Origin of the sequence: Buchnera aphidicola (Meitanaphis flavogallis), from assembly GCA_039830035.1 — a bacterium.
In the GTDB taxonomy this organism is placed as follows: domain Bacteria; phylum Pseudomonadota; class Gammaproteobacteria; order Enterobacterales; family Enterobacteriaceae; genus Buchnera_B; species Buchnera_B aphidicola_AZ.
The window spans coordinates 456,991-482,466 of record CP140038.1; the positions used below are offsets into that span (position 1 = coordinate 456,991).

Consider the following 25,476-nt stretch of genomic DNA (forward strand, 5'->3'; position numbering starts at 1 on the left):
TAATACGATAATACAATGATAAAAAAAGAGAACATATACATAAAAACTTGGGGTTGTCAAATGAACGAATATGATTCTTCAATGATAACTCAACTATTGAAAAAAAAACATCACTTCAAAGAAACTCATCTTCCTGAGTTAGCTGACATCTTAATTCTTAATACTTGCTCTATCCGTGAAAAAGCACAAGAAAAGGTTTTTCATCAATTAGGAAGATGGAAAAAATTAAAAAATAAAAATCCTAATATAATTATTGCAGTAGGTGGTTGTGTAGCAACACAAGAAGGAGAAGAAATTTATAAACGTGCAAACTACGTTGATATAATATTTGGCACACAAACATTGCATAGACTACCAAATATGATAAAAAAAGTAAAAGAACTAAAGCAACACGTTATTGACATTGAATTTCCTCTAATTGAAAAATTTGATACTATTGAATATTCTGATTATCCAGGAGTGACAGCATATGTAACAATAATAGAAGGATGCAATAAATTCTGTTCATTTTGTATCGTACCTTATACTAGAGGTTATGAAATTAGTCGTCCAGTTGACGAAATATTATTAGAAATTTCTATATTAGCTGAAAGAGGAGTTCGAGAAATTAACTTATTAGGACAAAACGTTAATGCATACAAAGGAAAAACTTTTGATGGAAAAATTTGTAAATTTTCAGAACTATTAAGATTAGTAGCATTAATAAAAGGTATTGATAGAATTAGATTCACAACGAGCAACCCTATTGAATTTACTGATGATATCATAGACGTTTATTCTGATACAAAAAAATTAGTAAGCTTTTTACATTTACCTATACAAAGTGGATCTGATCGAATTTTGCAATTAATGAAAAGAGCTCACAATGTTCAAGAATATAAAAATATTATACAAAAAATAATTTCGCATCGTCCCAATATACAAATCAGTTCAGACTTTATTGTTGGCTTTCCAGGAGAAACACAAGAAGATTTCAAACAAACATTATGTTTAATTAAAGAAATGAACTTTGACATGAGTTTTAGCTTTATTTATTCTTCTCGTCCAGGTACGCCAGCATCAGAATTGTTGGATCATATTTCATTAGACGAAAAAAAACAAAGATTATACGAACTTCAAAAGCTTATTAATAAAAATACAAAATTGTGGAATGAAAAAATGTTAGGAAGTATACAGTCAATATTAGTAGAAGGACCATCTCAGAGAAATCCTATGGAACTATCAGGGCGAACAGAAAATAATCGTATAGTCAACTTTGAAGGAAATTCAAATATGATAGGAAAATTTATTAATTTAAAAATTATAGGAATAAATCCTCATTCTCTCAAAGGAGAATTATTTCAAAACATTTAATAATAAAAATAAAAAATAACTTAAAATATATAAATTTTTTATTTATAAAAAATCTGATAAAATATAAAACAATATTATATTCTAAAAAATATCAATTCATTATAAATGATATCATTGCAATTATCATGACAGTAATTATTATTGATTTACAAACAGCTTGTTCTAAGAAATCATATTTTCCAAAAAAATCACAATACTTAAAATGGATACGAGCTAGTTTAAATAAAAAAAAATCTAATGCAGAAATAACAATAAGAATTGTTAGAACATTGGAAATGCAATTATTAAATTATAAATATAGAAATAAAAACAAAACTACCAATATATTATCTTTTCCATCTACTACATATAAAATAATGCAATCATATTTTATCGGTGACTTAATCGTTTGTAGCGACGTTATTAAAAAAGAAGCTAACACGTATAATAAAAATATAGAATCACATTGGGCACATATGATAATACATGGTACATTACATTTATTAGGGTATGACCACAAAAACTATTATAATTTAAAAAAAATGCAAAATTTAGAAACTAACATTATGTTGTCTTTAGGATATAAAAATCCTTACTTAGAATGAAATAATACCAATAAATACCCTATTTAAAATTTTTTCAAAAAAAATTCAACTAAAAATTAACATATAAGAAATATACATTAACGTGTTATGAATGATGATGATTCTCGATATAGTAATAAACATAATAAAAAAAATTTCTTTTCTATTCTATTAAATCAAATGTTTCATGAAGAACCAAAAAATAAAAAAGAACTATTAGCATTAATACGATATTCAAAAAAGAACAAATTAATAGATCAAGAAACTTGTAATATGTTAGAAGGAGTTATTGACATAACACAACAAAAAGTTCGAGAAATAATGATACCTCGAACACAAATGATCACTTTAAAATTAACCTATTCACTACAAAAATGTCTAGATATAATTATAGAATCTGCTCATTCACGATTTCCCGTAATGAACTATGATGAAAACTATATCGAGGGATTCTTAATAGCTAAGGACTTTTTACCTTTTATAAAAAACGAAAGAAATAATTTTTGTATAAAAAAAATATTAAGACCAGTTGTTGTAGTTCCTGAAAGTAAACGTGTTAACTGTATGTTAAAAGAATTTCAATTAAAAAAAAGTCATATGGCAATTGTAGTAGATGAATTTGGAGCCGTTTCTGGATTAGTAACAATAGAAGATATATTAGAATTAATTGTAGGTAATATTGATGATGAATACGATGAAAATACATCTAATGTTCAACAATTAAACAAATATGAATTTATAGTAAAATCTTTTACTTCTATAAAAGAATTTAATGACATCTTTAAAACTAATTTTAATAACGAAGAAGTAGATACTATTGGTGGTTTAATTATAAAAAAATTAGGACATCTTCCTGTACAAGGCGAACTTATAAATATTTCCCAATACGTATTTAAAGTTAATATGGCAAATAACAGAAAAATTATAAAATTACAAGTTACTATTCCAAAAGATAAAAATTATCCCGAATTATCAAAAAAAAATAATAAAATTTGTACAATGCAGTAACAATTAATGTTATATTTTAATAAAATCTAAAAATTTTCTTTTTTTTAAAAAATAAATTTTTTCATAAATTAAAAACGAGAAGTAATTAAAGAATCCATTTATTAAATACTAAAATATATTAAATATATTTTAGTACATGTTTGATTAATTATTATTTTTATAAAAAGTTTATAAATTATCATGTCAATAATATATTTTTATGCATTCATTTATGGTAAGATACAATATGCTAAATTCGAATCAACTAAAAACACTTGTAATCAAAAAAAAATTTAATGTTACTTTACATTGACACTTGTATTTTCATGCTATTTTTATCAAATTTTTTAAACAACTTATGCACATATCATGAAAATAATAGTACTATTTATTAACATAGTATCATTAAAAACACGATTCTAAACCTACCATAGAAATAATTATTTTCTACATTTATAATTACTTCTAATTTTAATTTCACTATCTAAACTACATAACGCATCTAATATTTAATCGTCTCGTATCAAAAAAACTATTTATACTCTATCATTAAGTTATCTATAATGATATTAAAAATAAACAGCTCATAAACACAAAATTAACAATAGAATTTTAAATTTTATAAAATTTAAAATTTAATACTTAAAAAAAAATAAAAAAATAAACGTAAAACATAAATTCTTATTAAAATTTTATAAGTTCTCACTATTAAATTGTCAAAAAACATAAAAATTTATTTTTTTAATTCTGTTAAAATGCAAAAACGAATATACAAATGAAAAAAGAATACATACCCAAAGAAATAGAAAACAATATTCAAAAATTATGGGAAAAAAAGAACATATTTTCAGTAACTGAAAACAAAAAACAAGAAAAATATTATTGTCTTTCTATGATTCCTTATCCTTCTGGAAAATTGCATATGGGACATGTAAGAAATTACACTATTAGTGATGTTGTAGCAAGATATCAGAGAATGATTGGAAAAAACGTATTACATCCTATGGGATGGGATGCATTTGGACTACCTGCAGAAATAGCTGCTATACAAAATAACGTTAGTCCTGCTGTATGGACTAATAAAAATATAAGTTATATGAAAAAACAACTACAATCATTAGGATTAAGCTATGATTGGAATAGAGAAATTACAACTTGTGCACCTGAATATTACAAATGGGAACAATGGTTTTTCATAGAACTGTACAAAAAAAAATTAGTATATAAAAAAAAATCTTGGGTAAATTGGTGTACAACAGATCAAACAATTTTAGCTAATGAACAAGTTATCAACGGATTATGCTGGCGTTGTAACACAAAAATTATTAAAAAAAATATTTCTCAATGGTTTATTAAAATTACAAACTATGCTGAAGAATTATTACATGGATTACAAGAATTACCAGAATGGCCTAGTAAAGTAAAAAAAATGCAATCAAACTGGATTGGTCTTTCTCATGGAGCCACAATAAATTTAAAATTATCTGACACACAAGAAAAATGTAAAGTTTACATATCTCAACCTGAGGCATTAATGGGAGCAACATTTATTGCAATTTCACCTTTTCACAAATTAGTTAAAAAAATATCTAATATAAACCGAAATGTACATCATTTTATTAAAAAAAAATCTTATCTCAATCTCAATTATAATAATTTTGAAAAAAACGAAGGAGTTAATACTGAAAAATTTGCTTTTCATCCAATAACTAAAAAAAAAATACCCATCTGGATAGCCAATTATGTGGTATCTGAATATAACACTAAAGCAATATTAGGTGTACCTGCTCACAATCAAAATGATCTTGATTTTGCCAAAATGCATAATCTAACAATTAAACCAGTAATACTTGATGAAAATGATAAAATACCAAATATAAAAACTATAGCTATGACAAAACCAGGAAAATTATTTGATTCTGAAAAATATAATAATTTACATACTAAGGAAGGATACCTTTCTATAATATCAGAACTAAAAAACAAAAAAATAGGAGAAGAAAAAACGCATTATAAACTTAAAGATTGGGGAGTATCAAGACAACGTTATTGGGGAGTTCCTATTCCCATGGCAACTTTAGAAAACGGTGAAATCATTCCTATACCAGAAAAATATCTTCCTATACAATTATTATCTAAAAAAACTAATACTGCATACACTCATGACTATTTTTCAAATACTTTCAAAAAAAAGAAAATAAATATCAACGGAAAAATAGCAATATGCGAATCTGATACATTAGATACATTTGTAGAATCATCATGGTATTACGCTAGATATACTTGTACAAAATTTAATCAAGGCATGATAAATAAGGACGCTGCTAATTATTGGCTTCCTATAGATTTATATATTGGTGGTATAGAACATTCTATTATGCATTTAATATATTTTCGATTTTTTCATAAATTATTAAGAGACTTTGGATTAGTCCAATCAGACGAACCAGTAAAAAAACTATTATGTCAAGGAATGGTATTATCTGATGCTTTCTACTATATTGATAGTAAAAATACACAAAATTGGATTAACATTGCGTCTTCTAATTTTCAATATGATCTTAATGGAAATATTAAAAAAACTTTTACATATAACGAAAAAAAAGTTTTTCATGCAGGCATGATTAAAATGTCGAAATCAAAAAAAAATGGAGTAGAACCGGAAAAAATGATTGACAAATATGGTGCAGACACAGTAAGACTATTTATTATGTTCGCTGCTCCAGTAGAAGCATCATTAGAATGGAAGGAATCTGGAGTAAAAGGGATGTATCGATTTCTAAAAAAGTTATGGATATTTTGTTATAATCATATTCAAAACTACAAACATTCTAATGTACTACTTAATTATGAAAGTTTTACTTATGATCAACAAGAACTATATGTGCTATTACACCGAACTATACAAAAAGTAGAAGATGATATCAGTAAAAAACAATCATTTAATACAGCAATTGCTGCAATTATGAAATTAGTTAATACACTTTTTAAGTTTTCTTCAAATCAAAAAGATAGTCAAGAACTAATTCAATATTCCTTATTATCTATTATAAAAATTTTATATCCTTTTACACCTCATTTCAGTCATACACTATTACAATATTTATTGATAAATGATAAACATCTAAAAAATATTTCATGGCCAAAAATTGAAAAAAGCATTATTTTAAATAAAAGTACCACTGTAATAGTAATACAAATAAACGGGAAAATGCGTCATAAAATCACGATAACACAAAAATATTCTAAAAAAGAAATATTAGATAAAGTTTTGAAAGAACCAAAAATATTTAAATATACTAAAAAATATAAAATTAGTAATATAATATATATTCCAAATAAACTCATAAATTTAATAATACATCACTAAAATAATCTAAATATTATTTATACATATAAACATTAATAAGTAATAACATTTACAAACAAAATTATGAAAATTATTTATCCACAACAATTATTTCCTGTTTTTTTTAATACATTAAATTCTTATTATGTTTTAATTGGAAATGATGAATTTTTTATTCAAGAAAGTAAAAAAATTATAATCTCTACTGCTAAAAAACATGGATTCACTGAATATATTATGCATACAATAGAATACCATGTTGATATTAATTACTTATCTTTTGTTTTTAAAATTAGAAACATGTTTTTAAAAAAAACAATCATTATATTGAATCTTTTTGAACATAAACTTACTACTAAAGTTCAACAACAACTATCTATTCTATCTCATTTTATAAATTCTAATTTACTCCTTATTATTCATAAAAATGTGAGAGAGTGCATGGAAGAAAAAATTTGGATTAATATATTTAAATTAAACGGAACAATTATATATTGCCGAACTATTGTAAAAAAAGAACTAGAAACTTGGACTGAAAATAAGAAACATGAATTACAAATAATAATTAGTAATAATGCAAATAATTTACTACTTCAATGTTATAAAAAAAATATAGTTTATTTATACAACATGTTAAATATTTTAAAATTGATTTGGCCTAATTCCTTAATAACAACTCAAAAAATCCGAAAAATTATTAGTAACGTAGCTATTTTTACTCCAGAAGAATGGATCGATGCAATACTAACTGGAAATTTAAATAAATCTATGAAAATACTAAACAATTTTTATATCAAAAATTATAACCACATAAAACTGATCCGATATTTACAACATGATTTACTTACAATATTGATGATACAACGTAACACATCAGTTACTACCAACTATATTTTAAAAAAACGAAACATCTCAAAAAAAAGATATTTTTTACTAACTCATGCTGCACACTTCAAAAGTTTTAAAACAATCAATCAATCAATTAAATTATTAACACAAATAGAAATTACAATTAAGAAAAAATATGAAAAATCTATATGGAATAAATTAAAAATTTTATCTTATATAATGAGTACAAATAATTAAAAAATTTTTATAACCAAACGGAAAAAATAATGACATCATTATATGCAATTTTAGGTGGAACTTTTAACCCTATTCATTATGGTCATATTGTTACAGCAGAAATATTAGCAAAAAAAATTCATTTAAATAAAGTTACCCTATTACCTAATTATACTAGCTTGTACCGATCTAAATTAAATATCACAACAGAACATAGAATTCAAATGATAAAATTAGCTGTAAAAAATAAACCATTATTTAAGATCAATTATCTTGAAATAAAAAAAAAATATTATATACTATAGATACACTAAAAGAAATCAGAAAAGAAATAGGATCTAAAAAACCACTAGGATTAATTATAGGATCAGATAATTTAATAACTTTAGATAAATGGTATAAATGGAAAGAATTGTTACAATGGTGTCATCTAATAATATTAGCACGATATTTACATCAACCAAACATTATTAGTAAAATTTTAAAACAATGGATTAAAACTCATATAATTAAAAATTATATTTTACTAAAAGAACGTCCTTTTGGGCACATTTTTTTTTCTAATACACCATATATTAATATTTCTTCTACTTATATTCGAACTTCTTTAAAAAATAATTTTTCCTGCTTAAATTTATTACCCATATCTGTAATTAATTATATAAAAACACATAAGTTATACATTTAATGTAATTATTTTGAATAATTATATTAAATATACTGTTTATAGTAATATGAATATTAAAAAAAATACAAATCATAAATTACTAGATTTAAGAACTTTGCGGTGTCCTGAACCCCTTATGCTATTAAGAAAAACCATAAGAGAAATTAATTCTGGTACCATTTTATTAATATTAGCAGATGATCCATCAACTATAAGAGACATTCCAAACTTTTGTCATTTTATGAACCATATATTATTAAAATTTGTTATCAACAAATTACCTTATCAATATTTGGTTCAAAAAAGAAATACTTTTTCCAAAAAGGTTTAAAATACTATTAAATAATTTTATGCAATCTAAAAAAACATTTTTAAAAAATAAAAATCAAAAAATATTAAAAAAATCAATATATATTCATATTCATACTTCAGCTTTCAAAAAAAACTAACAATTATTAACTTATTTTAATAATTGTTAGAATAATATTCTATAGAATTAAACTATGTGAATATCATAATAAAAAGTACTCAAATCAATCTACAAGTAATTTCAACATTCGTCGCAAAGGTTCCGAAGCACCCCACAACAATTGATCTCCAACAGTAAATGCAGATATATATTTACTTCCAATGTTTAATTTTCTTAATCTTCCTACAGGAGTAATTAAAGTTCCTGTCACTGCACATGGAGTTAAATGTTTTATAGTTTCATTAATTTCATTTGGAATTACTTTTACCCAATCATTATGATTAGATAAAATATTTTCAATCTCTGTTATAGAAATATCTTTCTTTAACTTGATCATGAACGACTGACTATGACACCTTAAAGATCCAATTCGAACACACAAACCATCAATAATAATATCTCGTTTAGATGATAATATTTTATTTGTTTCAGCCTGAATTTTCCATTCTTCTTTGCTTTGTCCATTCTTAATTTTAATGTCAATCCAAGGAATTAAACTACCAACTAATGGAACATGAAAATTATTAACTGGAAAATCTTTAGACAAACTAATTTTACTAATCTTTTTTTCGATACTTAAAATAGACTGAAACGGATTATCTATATCATCAATTACTTCTTTGCATAACATATTCATCTGCATCAATAATTCAATCATATGTGATGCTCCGCTCCCTGATGCTGCTTGATAAGTAGAAACCATGATCCAATCAATTAAATTATTAGAAAAAAGCCCTCCTAATGACATTAACATTAAACTAACAGTACAATTTCCACCAACAAAAGTTTTAATATTATTATTAAGCGATTCATTAATTACTGATAAATTAATTGGATCTAATACAATAGCTGCTTCATCTTTCATTCTAAGATGAGATGCAGCATCTATCCAATACCCTTTCCAACCTCTTTTTCTTAATTTATAATATATATTTTGGGTATATTCACTTCCTTGACATGTAACAATAATATCTAATTCTTGTAATATATCTAAATTATAAGCATCATATAGACTTCCATAATATTGACTATTAAAGATAGGTCCTTTTTGATTAATTTGAGATGTAGAAAAAAAAACTGGATCAAAAAAATCAAAATCGTTTTCTTCTTCCATACGTTGCATTAAAACTGATCCCACCATTCCTCTCCATCCTACTAAACCTACAGATTTTTTCATAATGTGTTTTATCCAATAATATGAAACATAAAATTAAAAAATTTACAAATGATATTACAATATATTTAACGTAAAGTATATTATTGAAAATAATTTTAAATATCGCATCACTCCTAACCTTTATATAACAAAAACTGTTATATAACTTTAACTAAAGTTAAAAATTTGCTAAAATTTATAATTAGAATCACTAAAATGTTACCAATAAATACCTACTACAACGTAGTAAAACTTATTCAATTGTATTACAAAATATTACTCAGATAATAAATCAAAATATTCAGTTATACATTGATTAATTGCTAAAAAGTTTAAATCATTGAATTACATTTTTTGAAATTATTCAAATAAATTAACAATTGATATCTCAATAAATATAATTTTTATATTATTTTAACGTATTACAAATGTTTTTAATACGAGTAAATTATGAACGAAATGATTTCTTCAACTATTTTATTAATTTTAATTATGGATCCATTAGGAAATCTTCCTATATTTATGTCCATATTAAAAAACTTAGAACCTAAACGTCGTCGAATAGTATTACTACGAGAAATGACAGTAGCATTAATAATAATGTTACTATTTTTATTTGCAGGAGAAAAAATTCTTACTTTACTAAATTTAAAAACTGAAACAGTCTCAATATCAGGTGGAATAATTTTATTTTTAATTGCTATCAAAATGATATTTCCTTCTCACCACTACGAAAAAGAAAAACCATACATCCGAGAAGAACCATTCTTAGTTCCTTTAGCTATTCCCTTAGTAGCCGGTCCATCTCTTTTAGCTACATTGATAGTATTATCACATGAATACCTAAACAAAATAATATACCTAACTGGATCACTTTTAATAGCCTGGACTTGTACAGTAATTATTTTATTATTATCAAATATGTTTTTACGTTTATTTGGCGCTAAAGGAGTAGACGCTTTAGAAAGACTAATGGGATTAATCTTAATCATGCTGTCTACTCAAATGTTTTTAGATGGTGTTAAATCTTGGTTTCACATCTGAATAATCATATTAAAAACTCAAATACAACAATATAAATTATACTTTTATTTGTTCAAAAAGGAAATCAATATGCCTAAATATCGTAAAATTTCAAAAATAACCAACATCTTTTTTTAAAAAATAAAAAATGTTTTAACATCCAATCATACTGAAATTTTATTGATTAGTTAAATATACAAAATATTTTATATATTTTAAAAATCTTAGAAGCACAATAAAAATATATTTTAATTCATTTTTTATTTACATTTAAAATACCAAAATATATATTTATAACGGAAATTTAAATTTTATAAAATCAATAAAATTCTAAAAAATAATGTTTACATTCGCTTAAATTTTTTAGAATTTTATTTTATCAAATATTTCATTAATGGAAAAAATATGCCAATAATCACAATAAAAGATTTAAGTCTTACAAATAAAATAGTGCTTATAAGATCAGATTTAAATGTACCAATTAAAAACCAAAAAATCATGTCTTATGCTAGAATTCACGCATCATTACCAACTATTCAATTAGCATTAAAAAAACATGCAAAAGTAATTGTTGCTTCTCATTTAGGACGACCAGAGGAAGAAAAATATAATCCATCATTGTCATTATTTCCCATTTTTAAATATTTTAAAAAAACCTTTAAAAATACCAAAGTAAATTTTTGCAAAGACTATTTACATGGAATAGATACCAAATTAGGAGAACTTACTATATTAGAAAATGTAAGATTTAATAAAGGAGAAACAAGTAATAGCATTTCTTTATCTAAAGCATATGCAAATTTATGCGATATATTTGTTATGGACGCTTTTGGAACGTTGCATAGAAACGAAGCATCAACTTATGGACTTACAAAATATTCAAAAATAGCATGCGCTGGATTATTGTTACAACATGAACTAACAACATTACAAAAGTTTTTAAAAAATCCAATTCAACCTCTAGTAACTATTGTTGGAGGTGCAAAAGTATCAACAAAATTCAATTTATTAAAATCATTATCAAAAATATCAGATACTTTAATAGTTGGAGGAGGTATTGCTAATACGTTCATATCTATTGACCACAATGTTGGAAAATCTCTTTATGAACCTAATTTCGTCGATCAAGCTAAATTATTGCGCGATAATTATAATATTTTTATACCTATAGATTCTCGAGTAAGCACAACATTTAATGAAGACAGTATAGGAATTTCTAAAAATATTTCTAATATAAACATAAACGAAGAAATCATGGATTTCGGAGATAAAACAATAGAAAAAATGGTACCAATACTAAAAAAAGCAAAAACTATTTTCTGGAATGGACCAATAGGTGTATTTGAGTTCAAAAATTTTAGAAAAGGAACAGAAACATTAGCCACAACTATTGCTAATAGCAACGCGTTTTCTATAGCAGGAGGAGGAGATACTTTATCTGTAATAGAAAAACTAAAAATAAAAAATAAAATTTCTTATATATCTACTGGAGGAGGATCTTTTCTAAAATTTCTAGAACAAGGGGAATTTCCTATAATAAAATTATTAAAAAATTCTGTTTAAAAAAATAAAAATAATTTTATTTATACTAAAATTTCTTTTTAATAGGATATTAAAATGTGTAATATTTTAAGTTTAATAAATCCAGGTGTAATAAATGGGTACGACGCACTAAAAATATTTGAAATAGCTAAAAAAAATTGTTTTGCAATACCAGCAATAAATTGTATAGGAACTGATTCTATAAATATAGTTTTAGAAACAGCAAAAAAAGTTAATAGTCCAGTAATAATACAATTTTCGTATGGAGGATCAAATTTTATTTCAGGAAGAGGATTAAAAACAAATTCTCCACACAAACAAGCGATATTAGGTGCTATATCAGGAGCTCAACATGTACATCTAATGGCTAAATACTATGAAGTTCCTGTAATTTTACATACTGATCATTGTAATAAACACATGCTACCATGGATTGACGAATTAATCAAAAAAGGAAAACAACATTTTAAAATTAATAAAAAACCTCTTTTTACTTCTCATATGATAGATTTATCTAATGAACCATTAGAATTTAATTTAAGTCAATGCAAACAATATCTAAAAAAAATGAACAACATTAATATGATGTTAGAGATGGAACTTGGTTGTACAGGAGGAGAGGAAGATGGAGTAGATAATACTGATATCAATAATTCTTTGTTATATACCAAACCAACTGATGTCAATGCTGCATATGAACACTTATCGTCTATAAGTTCTTGTTTTACTATTGCAGCATCATTTGGAAACGTGCATGGTGTATATAAATCAGGTAACGTTAATTTAAAACCTACTATTTTAAAAGAATCACAAAATTATGTTAGAAAAAAACATAACCTATCTTATAATCCATTAAACTTTGTATTTCATGGAGGATCTGGATCTTCAATAAAAGATATTAAAACATCAATCAAATATGGAGTAATAAAAATGAATATTGATACTGATGTCCAATGGGCAACCTGGAAAGGAATATTAAAATTTTATAAAAAAAATCATATGTATCTACAAACTCAATTAGGTAATCCATGCGGATTAGATAAACCAAATAAAAAATATTACGATCCTAGAGTTTGGATACGTTCTTCTCAAGCATCAATATCAAAATATCTAAAAAAAATATTTAAAACATTAAATTCTAACAATACTTTATAAGAATATTACAATACACACATACCTCTTGAAAAGTTAGAGGAGGATAAATATTATTCTCCCTAATTTTTAATATTTGCACTAACAATATTTATTGTTGCACATAGTTCTAATATTAACGTCACGTACAAAGAACTCTAAAGAATATAGATAAAATGGAAAAATTAAATGTAGTAAACGATATTCATCATGCAGGAAATTGGTTAATAAGAAATCAAGAACTACTACTAGGATACGTCATGAATTTCGTATCTGCTATTATAATATTAATAGTAGGTTTTTTTATAGCTAAAATAGTTTCAAATATCATCAATAAAGTTTTAATTACCAGGAATATTGATTCTACAATTTCTGGATTTTTAGCTGCGATAGCAAGATATGTAATCATTACATTGACGTTAATAACTTCATTAGGATGTATCGGAGTTCAAACTACTTCTATTATTGCTATATTAGGAGCAGCAGGCATGGCTGTTGGATTAGCTTTACAAGGTTCATTATCTAATTTTGCAGCAGGAGTTTTATTGGTGATATTACGACCGCTTCGTACTGGAGAATACGTAAATTTAGGAAATATATCTGGCACTGTTTTAAACATTCATATATTCTACACTACTCTTAGAACACTAGATGGAAAAATGGTTGTTATACCTAACGGAAAAATTATATCAGGAAACATAATTAATTATTCTAGAGAAAAAACTAGAAGAAACGAGTTTATTATTAGTGTATCATATAATTCCGATATTGATCTAGTAATAAAAGTATTAAAAAAAGTTTTAGAAAATGAAAAAAGAGTATTAAAAGATAAAGATATTATTGTTGGATTAAGTGAATTAGCTCCATCTTCTCTCAATTTTATTGTGCGCTGTTGGAGTCATACTGATGAACTAAACATAGTATATTGGGACTTAATGGCACAATTTAAAAAAGCTTTAGATTCCAATAATATTAATATCCCTTATCCTCATCTTGAAGTATATTACCACAAAAAAAAATAACTCAAACAAACTTCTTACACCTATCTAATAAAAGCTATGTTCATATTATATAAATCCTATAATTTTCATTGTCTTATAAAAAAAGCATGTTCTATTATCACTACAACTCCATTATGTAATCCATTAGCTAATGAAATATTCATTACACCAAATAAAACAATCAACCACTGGACAAAAATATTTATAGCTCAACAATGTTCAATAGCATCGAATATTAAATTTCTTAAATTTAACGAATTCGCATGGACAATTTTTCAACATATCAATCTTGAAAAAAATTCAAAATCAGAGTTTGAAAAATATCATCTAATATGGAAGATGATGAATATAAAAAATATTAAAAATCTAACTAAATTTGTCAGTAACAGCAATTCAAAAATAAAATTATTCGAAATAGTATCTTTTTTATCACAACAATTCAAAGAATATTTATCTTATCGACCAGACTTAATACATAAATGGGAACAATTTTCCGAAAACCAGCTTAATATAAATTTATTATATATGAATCAAAATAAATTATTATGGACAACTCTCATAAAGTATATGCAACATAGAAATCAACCAATATGGAACTATGCAAACTTACTCTTCCTTTTAGAAAAGAAAATAAAACAAAAAAAAATCAATATAAATACATTTCCATCAAGAATATTTGTGTTTGGAAACGATATCTTAACACCATATAACATAATAATGTTAAAAAAAATAAGTAACTTATGTTCAATCTATTTTTTTTATATCACTCCATATAAGAACGAAAAAATGCTACTCAGGGAAATAAAATCTCAAACACATCAATGTAACCTTATTCAGGAACATACATCACATTTTTTTAAAGCAACAATATGTTATAAAAAATATCTAGATAAAACTTTAAAAATATATAACAATATCGAAAACATTTTATTATGGGGAAAATATGGATATGATTACACTTTATTGTTAAGCTTAATAAGTAAAAAAGAAATAAATTTATTTAATATACCAAAACCTACTAGTTTACTAAATAAAATACAAAAAAACATAATACAAACTAATTTTAACTTAAATATAAAAAATAATAAAAACAATGCAAATTATAATATAAATAAACAAATAATATATAATAACGACAAATCTATTTCTATACACATATGTACTACGTTAAAAAGAGAAATAGAAGTTTTACATGATAATTTACTTGATGTACTTAACAATCATTATGATATATTATTTCATGATATTCTTATTATTAGTAAAAATATAAATAAATATGTTCCATTTATTCATTCTATATTTCATTCAATCAATCCTAAACATCGAATTCCTTTCTACATTACATCTACTTCTCATGAAGACACAAACACCATCTCAAATATTATTTTACAAATACTAGACTTGCCTAATAATCCACTTAATGAAAAAGATATTTTCAATTTTTTAAAAAATTCTTTTATATTAAAAAAATTTAATATAAAAGAAAAAGAAATAATCATTTTATCAAAAATAATAAAAAAATTTCACATTAAATCAGAAACTAATCATACTTTTAAAAAACATAAACTATCAAAAATTAATAAAGAATATACTTTTAGCAATAATGAGAAAAGAATATTTCTTGGAAAAGCGATCAATGATGTTAATTATACAATATGGAATACAATCGTACCTTTCAATTATTTGAATGAAAAACATTATACAATATTCAGTAAATTAATAACATTTAAATTGTTATTACACAAATGGAAAAAAAAACTATCTATTTCAAAACCATTAACATCTTGGAAAATCGTCTTCGAACAACTATTAAACGATTTTTTTACACATAATGAAATTAAAAAAGAAGAAATAATATCTATTAAAAAACATTGGAACAAAATAGTTGAACCTGGAATTCAAGAAGGTTATACAAAACCACTTCCTGTACAATTGTTAAAAAATGAATTACTGAAAAATATCTCTCAAAAAAAAAATATATACGATTGTTTTTCTGGAAGAGTAACTTTTTGTAACGGATTCATATTAAGAAGTATACCATTTAAAGTAATTTGTATTATCGGAATGCACGATAAATTTATTATTCAAAAAATTCCTACTAAATGTCTTAATTTAATACATACACACCCAAGAATATGTGATCCATATAGAAAAAATAAATACGAATATTTATTTTTAGAAACAATATTAGCAACGCAAAAAATATTATTAATAAGTTATCCACAAGGACCTGAAAAAAATAATAAAACGTATCAAAGATCTATACTAATTGATCAATTATTATCATATATTTCTAAGAATTTTTACATTTTTAATAAAAAATGTGAAAAAAAAAGAAAAGAAAACAAAAAAAAATTAATTTTTCATTTATGTTATTTTCATACCGATCAACCATATAATATTAAAAATTTTATTAAAGGATCTAAATATCAAAGTTTTAATGAAACCTGGCTTAAAATTTCTCAATTAAAACAAAAAAATAAAAACAACTTTGAGAAAACTCTTCAAACAATAAAATTTAAAAATATTATGCTATCCGAATTAATTGCATTCTGGAAAAACCCCGTTCAATATTTTTTTAATAAACGACTACATATTATACTTAATGACGTTAAAAATATAGATTTAAATAAAGAAAACTTTTCGATTACAAAACTTAACCATTACATAATTAGTATGAACATAATTGACTTTTTACTAAAGAAAAAAGATACTAAAAAGTTACTTCTATACTACCAATGCAAAGGAATTATACCAATTGGAAATTTAGGAGAAATATATTGGGAAAATCAAATAATTCTAATGACATCTTTATATAAAAAAAGTAATTTAATAAACAAAAATTTAAGAAATAAAAAATTTCGTATAAAAATTAATCAATATACATTGTTCGGAATATTAAAAAATAAAAATAAAACAGGTTTATTACGCTGGAAACCTACTACTATCAATAACAAAGATATTATCTCGCTATGGTTAGAACATTTAGTATATTGTTCCATATATAAACCTAGTAACAATACCATATTAGGATTAAAAAACAATAATTGCACTTTCATAAAATTAAAAAAGAAAAAAGCCAAAAATCTATTAAATCAATACATAATTGGATATATAAAAGGAATGCATAAACCTATATTGCTCACTAACTCAGGAATTAACTGGTTAAGTACTATATATGATAAGAAATATAAAACAATTTCTACAAAAATAACTCAATTACAAAAATCAAAAGAAAATATGATCACAACATGGGAGGGAAATAATTGGAAAATAGGAGAAAAAAATGATTTATATTTAAAAAAAATCATTACGACTTTAGACGAAAAAAATGTATCTAAAATATGTGCAACAGCTAAAAAATGGATTCTTCCTGTATTAAGATACATTCAATAAAAAAATAAAAATAACTTATATATAAATAATAACTTAAAAAAATAAAATATGAAAAAAATACAATCAATATCTACTAACGATGTAGTAACTTTACCTTTATCAGGAAAAATATTAATTGAAGCATCAGCAGGAACAGGAAAAACATTTTCTTTAATTATTATATACCTAAGATTAATTCTAGGAATTGGAAAAATATCTAATATTCATCGAACTTTTTTAATCAAAGAAATTTTAGTAGTCACGTTTACAGAACATTCAAAAGAAGAAATAAAAAATAGAATAAAAAAATATATTTTTAAATTTAAAGAAATATGCAAAAAAAAAAAGCGACAACGTTGTATTACAACACTTATTAAATAAAATTAAAAATTTAAATACAGCTACTGATTTATTATATCAAGCAGAAAGATCACTAAATGAATTAGCTGTTTATACTATACACGAATTTTGTTATCAATCACTAAACATTAACAAATTTTGCTCTAATATATTATTCCAAAATAAAATAATAAAAAATAAATATCATTTATACCTTCAATCTAGTAGCGATTTTTGGAATGAATATTTAGTCTCTTTACCAAAAAATATTGTTAAAATTATAGTAAAGTACTTTAAAAATCCAAATACCCTTCTAAACTATATATTACCATTGTTATCGAAAAACAACACAAAAAAAAATATATCTATCAAACAGAAAATAAACTTAATTCAATTCTATAACATACTTATTCAAAAAATAATAATCTTCAAAAAAACATGGCTACAAAATTATTCAATAATATTAATATTAATCAATAAATCTGATATAAACAAACGCAGCTATAATAAATCTAATTTATCTCGGTGGACAAAAATTATCAACATGTGGGCTCTTCATAAAACAGAAAATTTTGATATTCCTAAAGAATTACAATATTTTAAAAAAAGTTATTTAATAAAAAAAACTGCTAGTGGAGAAATACCAAAAAACGACATGTTCGAAATAATTGAAAAATTTTTAGAAATTAGTTTTTCATTAAAAAAAACATTTATTTTAGAAGCAATAATACAAATCAAAAAAAGATTTAATAAAAAAAAAGCAGCAAAAGGACTTTTTGATTTTAATGATTTAATTCAATTCCTTTATACTATTTTAAATAAAAAAAAAGAAACAATTACAAAAATAATTAAAAAACAATACCCAACATTATTAATTGATGAATTTCAAGATACAGATTATCAACAATACCAAATATTTAAAAAAATTTATAATTTAAAAGAAGATTTATGTATTTTTATAGGTGATCCTAAACAAGCTATTTACAGCTTTAGAGGAGCTAATATTAAATCATATATAACTGCAAAAAAGGACATAAAACACTGCTACCAACTCAACATTAACTGGAGATCTTCTAAAGAAATAGTGGAAAGTTTAAATTTACTGTTTTTAAGAAAAAAAAACATTTTTTTACTTCCTGAAATCAATTTTATTCCAGTAAAGTCTACTTATAAAAACAAACAAATAGAATTTCAAATAAACGGAATATCTCAACCAGCTTTACAGTTTGTATTAAACAAAACGCCTACTATAGGAACTATTGACTATAAAATATGGATTACAAAAACATGCATAAATTATATTTCATTCTGGTTAAATGAAGGACGAAACGGAAATGCTGTTATCATACACAATAAAAAAACTCGATATCTTACCCCAAAAGATATTTGTATATTAGTAAATAACAAACAAGAAGCAGCTATTATACAAACAGCCTTATACAAAGCCAATATCCAAACTGCATATCTCTCTAAAAGAGCAAGCGTATTTCATAGTACTGAAGCAATAGAATTATTATGGATTTTAAAAGCTATTTTAAATCCTCAAGATAAATTCTTATTAAAACGTGCTATATCTACTACGATTATAGATAAAACAAATAAAGATATCGATCTCCTTACAAAAAAATACTCACTTTGGTCAATTATAATAAATACATTTTATGAATATTTATCTACTTGGAAAAATTTTGGCATTACAAATATGATTCATAAGATAATCATAAATCATAAAATAAATGCAATAGATAATTCTTATATTCATTCTCCTAACATTATAAATATTTTGCACATTGGAGAACTATTAGAAAAGAAATTTAATAAAATTAAAGAAAAACATTTTTTAATTTTATGGTTAGAAAAAAAAATAGAAGAAAAATATGACATCCCTCATACAGATTACATACGAGAAAAAAATGATAAAAACTGTATAGAAATTGTTACTATTCATAAATCTAAAGGTCTTGAATATCCAATAATATGGATGCCTTTTTTCATAACTTTATATAACACCAATCTCAATATTAATAACATGACAAACTCCATATCAAATTCCACAGAATCAAAAAAAATATTATCAGAAGATATGCGACTTTTATATGTAGCATTAACCAGAACAATTGTTCACTGTTGTATAGGAATTGCATCCATCAATAACAAAAAAAAGACAGACATAGAAAATTATTCAGATATTCATAAAAACGCTTTAGGTTATGTAATACAATCAGGAAAAAAATGCAATTATCAACAACTATATAATATTCTTTTAAAAATAAGCCATAACACAAACATAAAAATTTCCTTGAAATCACCTGAAATTAATATTACCAATACAAAACAACACAAAAAATATACAAAACTCAAAAATCGAAAATTAAAAAGAACATTAGAATATAATTATAAAATTACTAGTTATTCTCAATTAAAGAATAATTATACTTCTCTAATATTAACGAAAAAAAACCACCATAATTATATTGATACTAACATTAAGATACATAACGAAAATGAAATTAAACTCACACCACATACCTTCCCAAGAGGTAAAAACGTGGGAATATTTATTCATAAAATATTAAAAAGCATTCATTTTCATAAAAACATAAACATCACTTGGATATCCAAACAACTTGAAGAACACAACTTCGAAAAAAACTGGGGAAAGATGTTACAAGATTGGATCCATAAAATTTTAAATACACCATTAAATAGCCATAATCTTTGCCTATCCCAATTAAATCCTCACAATTATATTAAAGAACTAGAATTTTTTTTACCTATAAAAAATAAACTGACAGATACGAAACTAAATAGAGTAATTCGTAATTTTAATCCATTTTTGAAATCATCTTCTAAAATTTTTTTTGATTCCATAAAAGGAATATTAGTAGGATCAATAGATTTAGTTTTTAAATGGGAGAAAAAATATTATTTAGTAGATTATAAATCTAATTGGCTAGGTTATTCAAAGTTAGATTACTCTATTCAAGCAATGCAAAACGTAATATATACACATCGTTATGACTTACAATATCAATTATATAGTATTGCTTTACATAGATATTTAAAAAAACGTATTAAAAATTATTCTTTTCATAAACATTTCGGTGGAATTTATCTCTTATTTTTAAGAGCTAGAAATATAACAGACCCAGAAAAAGGATTATTTTTTACGTTACCCACGTTAACAAACATAAAAGAACTCGATAACCTTTTTTAAAAAAACCATAGGAAAAAAAATGAACATAATATTTTTATTAAAAGAAGCTATTAAAAAAAATATTATCACTCCATCAGATTTCTATTTCTCTATCTCTATTGCACAAAATCAGTCACCAAAAATAATATTATCAACTATTTGTATTAGTTATTTCACCAGAATAGGACATACGTGTCTTCCAATTTCAGTTCTAGAAAATAAACAAGTATTTAACAAAAAAAATCATACTAAGTTAATTAATAAAATTTGGAAAACAACAAAATTATCACATAATTTTCAATTAGAATTATTAAAAAATAAAGTTATTAGTAATGGATCTTTACCTACTCCTCTCATTGTCTTTAATAACAAAATATACTTAAATAAAATATGGATAGCAGAAAAAAAAATATTTAACTTTATATCACAAAATCAAAATAATAAAATAAAAAATATAATCATAATTAAGCAAAAAATAAAATTTCTATTATGTAAAAATACTGAAACTTTACAAAAAATTGCAATCATTTTATCTATCATTAACAAAGTAACATTTATCATGGGAGGTCCTGGAACAGGAAAAACTACGATAGCATTTAAAATATTAATAGCTATTCTTACAATATCTAATAAAAAATTAAATATTCAGTTAACAGCTCCCACAGGAAAAGCTGCCAATCGTTTAACTGAATCTATAAAAAAATCTATATCAATATTTTCGCATTTATATAAAAATAGTTTACTAATAAAACCCGCTATTACCTTACATCGTCTTTTAGGTATCAACATGGAAAATACTTTAAATATAAAAAAATTAGACAAAATTTCAGAAATAGATGTATTAATAGTAGACGAATCGTCTATGATTGACGTTTTTATTATGGAAAAATTAATTGATAATATATCAAAAAAAACCAAAATAATATTTTTAGGTGATCACAATCAATTACCTTCAATAAATTGTGGTCATATTTTAAAAGATATTCATAGTTACTACTGTAATGGATATAGTCCATCTACAAAAAAAACAATTACTTTTTTTGATATTACTGATGTTAAAGAAATTAAAAAACATAAATTTTCTAATATCAGCGATAAAATATGCATTTTAAAAAAAAACTATCGTTTTCATATTCAATCTAATATTTCTAAAATATCTACTAAAATTAAACAAAATAAATTTAATAATTTTCAAAAATTATTTTGTAACATATATCAAGATGTCAATTTCCATTGTATCGACACCATTCAAGATTATAAAAAAATGATTCTAAATTTAACTGAAAATAACATAAATTATTGGAACTGCTTAAACAAAAAAAAAACTCCTATTGAAATTATATCAAATTTTAATAATTATAGACTAATATGTGTTTTACAAGAAGGACCATTTGGAGTAAAAGGACTTAATTTAGAATTAGAAAATGAAATGAAAAATAGAGGATTAATTAAAACCATTAAAATCAATAAAAACATAATATATTTTGGACAACCAATCTTAATTTTAAAAAACGACTACGATCTAAAATTGTATAATGGAGACTCAGGTATTATTATACACGACGATAAAAAAGAATTACAAGCTTGTTTTTTAATAAATGATAAAAAAATAAAATTTATACCTATTAATTTGCTACCGAAATTTCAAACAAACTGGGCAATGACCGTACATAAATCACAAGGATCAGAATTTTGTAACGTAGTTTTAGTATTGCCTAATATTTATTCTGAAATTTTAACTCAAGAACTTATTTATACAGCTATTACTCGAGCAAAAAATAAATTAACTATATATAGCAATAAAAAAATATTTAAAAAATCCATAAAAAATAAAACAACCAGATATAGCGGATTATCTATGAATGAATGTTCTTATTAATTTAAGAACAATTAAAATGTTTCCAAACGATATTCTAATAATTAATAAAACCGCTATAAATACTTTAAGTATAATAAAGAACGGTTGCGGGGGACGGATTTGAACCGACGACCTTCGGGTTATGAGCCCGACGAGCTACCAGACTGCTCCACCCCGCGTCTTATACTTAAAACTATACCCTATTATAATAAATATGCAATCTTTTTTTTAAATTTTAATATAAATAAAAACATAAAATATAAATTCATTAAAAAAAAATTAAATTTCTTTATAAAAACTGTCCTAAAAGTTTATTTTAGAATATATAAAAAAATAACACACGTACAATAACTTTAATTAAATCGTTAATGTTAAAATATCAATGTTTAAAAAAATAAAAATATCTATAATAACAAACTGAAAATATATTTTAACATATGACAATCAACTGATAAAATGTTTTACAATAAATGTTCAAATGGAAAAAATTATTAAAAACAATATAAATTAAAAAAATTAAATAAAAATATTATTTTAAAATAATTCTTATATTCCACAAAATAAATACCTATTAATTTATACAACATTAAACCTTTCAAAAATTAGATATTAATAAATTTATTATTCAACAAAATTAAACCTTTACCAAAAAATTAAAAAAATGATATTATTCTAAATTCTATAAACACTATAAACATCATATAAACTTTAACTCACATAACAATTATAGTTAAAACTATTAAAATCATACTAACTAGTGTATACAATAAATATGAAAATTATTGAAGCAACTGTCTTAGCACAAACAGCAAAAATTGCTATAATTATTAGCAGATTTAATTATTTTATCAATAAACATCTATTAGACGGGACACTAAATACTCTTAAACGAATAGGACAAATAAAAGATGAAAATATAACCATTATATATGTTCCAGGAACCTTTGAAATTCCTATTATCGCACATACTATAGCTAATAAAAAAAAATACAACGCTATCATTGTATTAGGAACAATTATTAAAGGAAGTACTGTTCATTTCTCTCTTCTATCAAATGAAGTTATAAAACAAGTATCTAAAATTAGTACTCAATATAACATTCCTATCTCCTTTGGAATTATTACAGCTAATAATATTCAACAAGCCATAGAACGCGCAGGAACAAAAATAGGAAATAAAGGATCAGAATCTGCTTTAGTTGCATTAGAAATGATTAATATTATTGATACCATTAATAAAAATCAAATATAATGTTTAATTAATCAATATTTCTATAAAATATAAAACGTATGTTTTAAATAAAACAAATACATCTTAAAATAGAAATCTATATGAACTTAAATGAATTCGAAATCATTCAAAATTACTTTGGAAACACATTAAAAAAACATGACAAGCATGTTATCCAAGATATTGGAGATGATTGCGCAATAATAACAATACCAAAGAATAATACTCTCGCTATTAGCACCGATTCATTAATAGAAGGAACTCATTTTTTTAAAAATACTCACCCTACTGACTTAGGATACAAAATAATTGCAATAAATCTAAGTGACCTTGCAGCCATGGGATCCAAGCCTAAATGGATTACATTATCACTTACTCTTCCAAAAGTTAATATATATTGGATAAAACATTTTAGTCAAAGTTTTTTTCGTACATTAAATACTTATAATATGAAATTAATTGGAGGCAATACTACTAGTGGACCACTAAGTATAACAGCCAGTATTTATGGAATTATTCCCAAAAAAAAAGCTTTATTAAGAAATGGAGCAAAAATTGGAGATTTAATATATGTTACTGGAACTTTGGGAGATAGTGCAGCAGGTTTATTTTTACTAAAAAATAAAAAATATAATATAAAAAAGGATTTCGATTATCTAATTAAAAAACATTTACACCCCATTCCAAGAACCACGCATGGACAGTTATTGAGAACTATTGCTAATTCTGCCATTGATATATCAGACGGATTGTTGACTGATTTAAAAAAAATTTTAGAATCTAGTAAACATGGAGCAAACATAAATTTAGAAAAACTACCAATTTCTAAAAAACTCAAACAGAATTTTACAAAAAAAAAATGTTTAACTTTTGCTGCAAATTCAGGAGAAGATTATGAAATTTGTTTTACAATACCAAAAAAAAATATATCAATTTTAAATAACAAAATTCATCACTTAGGAATACCTTACACTTGTATTGGAGAAATCCATCACATTAAAAAAGGATACAACATTTTTTATAATAAAAAAAAAATACACTTCTCATGCAAAGGATACGATCATTTTTGTTAAAACACTAAAAACATTTTAATTACAATATTTCTAACATGTTTTTACATTTTAAATGTAACTACTACCATTCTCTAATAATAAGGACTATTATTCTAAGA

19 protein-coding genes and 1 tRNA gene are annotated in these 25,476 nt (G+C 23.6%); 18 read left to right on the forward strand and 2 right to left on the reverse strand.

Translation table 11 applies throughout. From position 1 onward, the window contains the following. The first annotated feature begins 15 nt into the window (after nt 1-15). From miaB to tusA, 8 genes are all read left to right on the forward strand, one after another. Nucleotides 16-1,353: a tRNA (N6-isopentenyl adenosine(37)-C2)-methylthiotransferase MiaB gene (gene miaB, locus U0T59_01995; protein XBC43197.1), complete on the forward strand. Its 1,338-nt coding sequence runs from the start codon at nt 16-18 to the stop codon at nt 1,351-1,353. Nucleotides 1,354-1,478: 125 nt separating this feature from the next. Next, nucleotides 1,479-1,937, forward strand: coding sequence for an rRNA maturation RNase YbeY (gene ybeY / locus U0T59_02000; GenBank protein XBC43198.1), 459 nt, complete (start codon nt 1,479-1,481; stop codon nt 1,935-1,937). 87 nt (nt 1,938-2,024) lie between these two features. Continuing rightward, a complete protein-coding gene (gene corC / locus U0T59_02005) occupies nt 2,025-2,924 on the forward strand; it encodes a CNNM family magnesium/cobalt transport protein CorC (protein XBC43199.1) in 900 nt (299 codons plus the stop codon). Between the two features lie 754 nt (nt 2,925-3,678). Beyond that, nucleotides 3,679-6,273 carry a leucine--tRNA ligase gene (gene leuS, locus U0T59_02010; GenBank protein XBC43200.1) on the forward strand — a complete coding sequence of 865 codons (2,595 nt, stop codon included), beginning with the start codon at nt 3,679-3,681 and terminating at the stop codon, nt 6,271-6,273. Between the two features lie 63 nt (nt 6,274-6,336). Then, the gene (gene holA, locus U0T59_02015; protein XBC43201.1) at nt 6,337-7,338 is read left to right on the forward strand and encodes a DNA polymerase III subunit delta; all 1,002 of its coding nucleotides are present in this window, start codon (nt 6,337-6,339) and stop codon (nt 7,336-7,338) included. Between the two features lie 29 nt (nt 7,339-7,367). Further along, the gene (locus tag U0T59_02020; protein ID XBC43202.1) at nt 7,368-7,622 is read left to right on the forward strand and encodes an adenylyltransferase/cytidyltransferase family protein; all 255 of its coding nucleotides are present in this window, start codon (nt 7,368-7,370) and stop codon (nt 7,620-7,622) included. Beyond that, nucleotides 7,619-8,005, forward strand: a complete 387-nt coding sequence (locus U0T59_02025) for a hypothetical protein (protein ID XBC43583.1) — start codon at nt 7,619-7,621, stop codon at nt 8,003-8,005. The genes U0T59_02020 and U0T59_02025 overlap by 4 nt, the downstream gene beginning before the upstream one ends. A 46-nt stretch (nt 8,006-8,051) precedes the next feature. Beyond that, the gene (gene tusA / locus U0T59_02030; GenBank protein ID XBC43584.1) at nt 8,052-8,315 is read left to right on the forward strand and encodes a sulfurtransferase TusA; all 264 of its coding nucleotides are present in this window, start codon (nt 8,052-8,054) and stop codon (nt 8,313-8,315) included. A gap of 202 nt (nt 8,316-8,517) precedes the next feature. On the opposite strand, the gene asd is transcribed toward tusA, so the two are convergent. Then, the gene (asd, locus tag U0T59_02035) at nt 8,518-9,630 is read right to left on the reverse strand and encodes an aspartate-semialdehyde dehydrogenase (GenBank protein XBC43203.1); all 1,113 of its coding nucleotides are present in this window, start codon (nt 9,628-9,630) and stop codon (nt 8,518-8,520) included. A 429-nt stretch (nt 9,631-10,059) separates the two neighbouring features. Between asd and U0T59_02040 the strand changes: the two genes are divergently transcribed. From U0T59_02040 to recD, 8 genes are all read left to right on the forward strand, one after another. Next, nucleotides 10,060-10,653, forward strand: a complete 594-nt coding sequence (locus tag U0T59_02040) for a YhgN family NAAT transporter (GenBank protein XBC43204.1) — start codon at nt 10,060-10,062, stop codon at nt 10,651-10,653. Nucleotides 10,654-11,037: 384 nt separating this feature from the next. Next, a complete protein-coding gene (locus U0T59_02045) occupies nt 11,038-12,195 on the forward strand; it encodes a phosphoglycerate kinase (GenBank protein ID XBC43205.1) in 1,158 nt (385 codons plus the stop codon). Between the two features lie 54 nt (nt 12,196-12,249). After that, nucleotides 12,250-13,329: a class II fructose-bisphosphate aldolase gene (fbaA, locus tag U0T59_02050; GenBank protein ID XBC43206.1), complete on the forward strand. Its 1,080-nt coding sequence runs from the start codon at nt 12,250-12,252 to the stop codon at nt 13,327-13,329. Nucleotides 13,330-13,481: 152 nt separating this feature from the next. Continuing rightward, entirely contained in the window at nt 13,482-14,327 is an 846-nt protein-coding gene (gene mscS / locus U0T59_02055; protein ID XBC43207.1) for a small-conductance mechanosensitive channel MscS, read from the forward strand. A gap of 36 nt (nt 14,328-14,363) precedes the next feature. Further along, entirely contained in the window at nt 14,364-17,702 is a 3,339-nt protein-coding gene (locus U0T59_02060) for an exodeoxyribonuclease V subunit gamma (GenBank protein ID XBC43208.1), read from the forward strand. Nucleotides 17,703-17,750: 48 nt separating this feature from the next. Beyond that, nucleotides 17,751-18,062: a UvrD-helicase domain-containing protein gene (locus tag U0T59_02065; protein XBC43209.1), complete on the forward strand. Its 312-nt coding sequence runs from the start codon at nt 17,751-17,753 to the stop codon at nt 18,060-18,062. 1 nt (nt 18,063) lies between these two features. Next, nucleotides 18,064-21,237: an exodeoxyribonuclease V subunit beta gene (recB, locus tag U0T59_02070; protein ID XBC43585.1), complete on the forward strand. Its 3,174-nt coding sequence runs from the start codon at nt 18,064-18,066 to the stop codon at nt 21,235-21,237. A gap of 19 nt (nt 21,238-21,256) precedes the next feature. Then, nucleotides 21,257-23,095, forward strand: a complete 1,839-nt coding sequence (recD, locus tag U0T59_02075) for an exodeoxyribonuclease V subunit alpha (GenBank protein XBC43210.1) — start codon at nt 21,257-21,259, stop codon at nt 23,093-23,095. A gap of 84 nt (nt 23,096-23,179) precedes the next feature. On the opposite strand, the gene U0T59_02080 is transcribed toward recD, so the two are convergent. Continuing rightward, nucleotides 23,180-23,253: transfer RNA gene (locus tag U0T59_02080), tRNA-Met, on the reverse strand. 593 nt (nt 23,254-23,846) lie between these two features. Here U0T59_02080 and ribE point away from each other — a divergent pair. Then, on the forward strand, nt 23,847-24,326 hold the full coding sequence (gene ribE, locus U0T59_02085; protein XBC43211.1) for a 6,7-dimethyl-8-ribityllumazine synthase: 480 nt from the start codon (nt 23,847-23,849) through the stop codon (nt 24,324-24,326). Between the two features lie 80 nt (nt 24,327-24,406). Next, complete coding sequence (thiL, locus tag U0T59_02090; GenBank protein ID XBC43212.1) at nt 24,407-25,378, forward strand: thiamine-phosphate kinase; 972 nt, start codon at nt 24,407-24,409, stop codon at nt 25,376-25,378. Nucleotides 25,379-25,476: the final 98 nt, after the last annotated feature.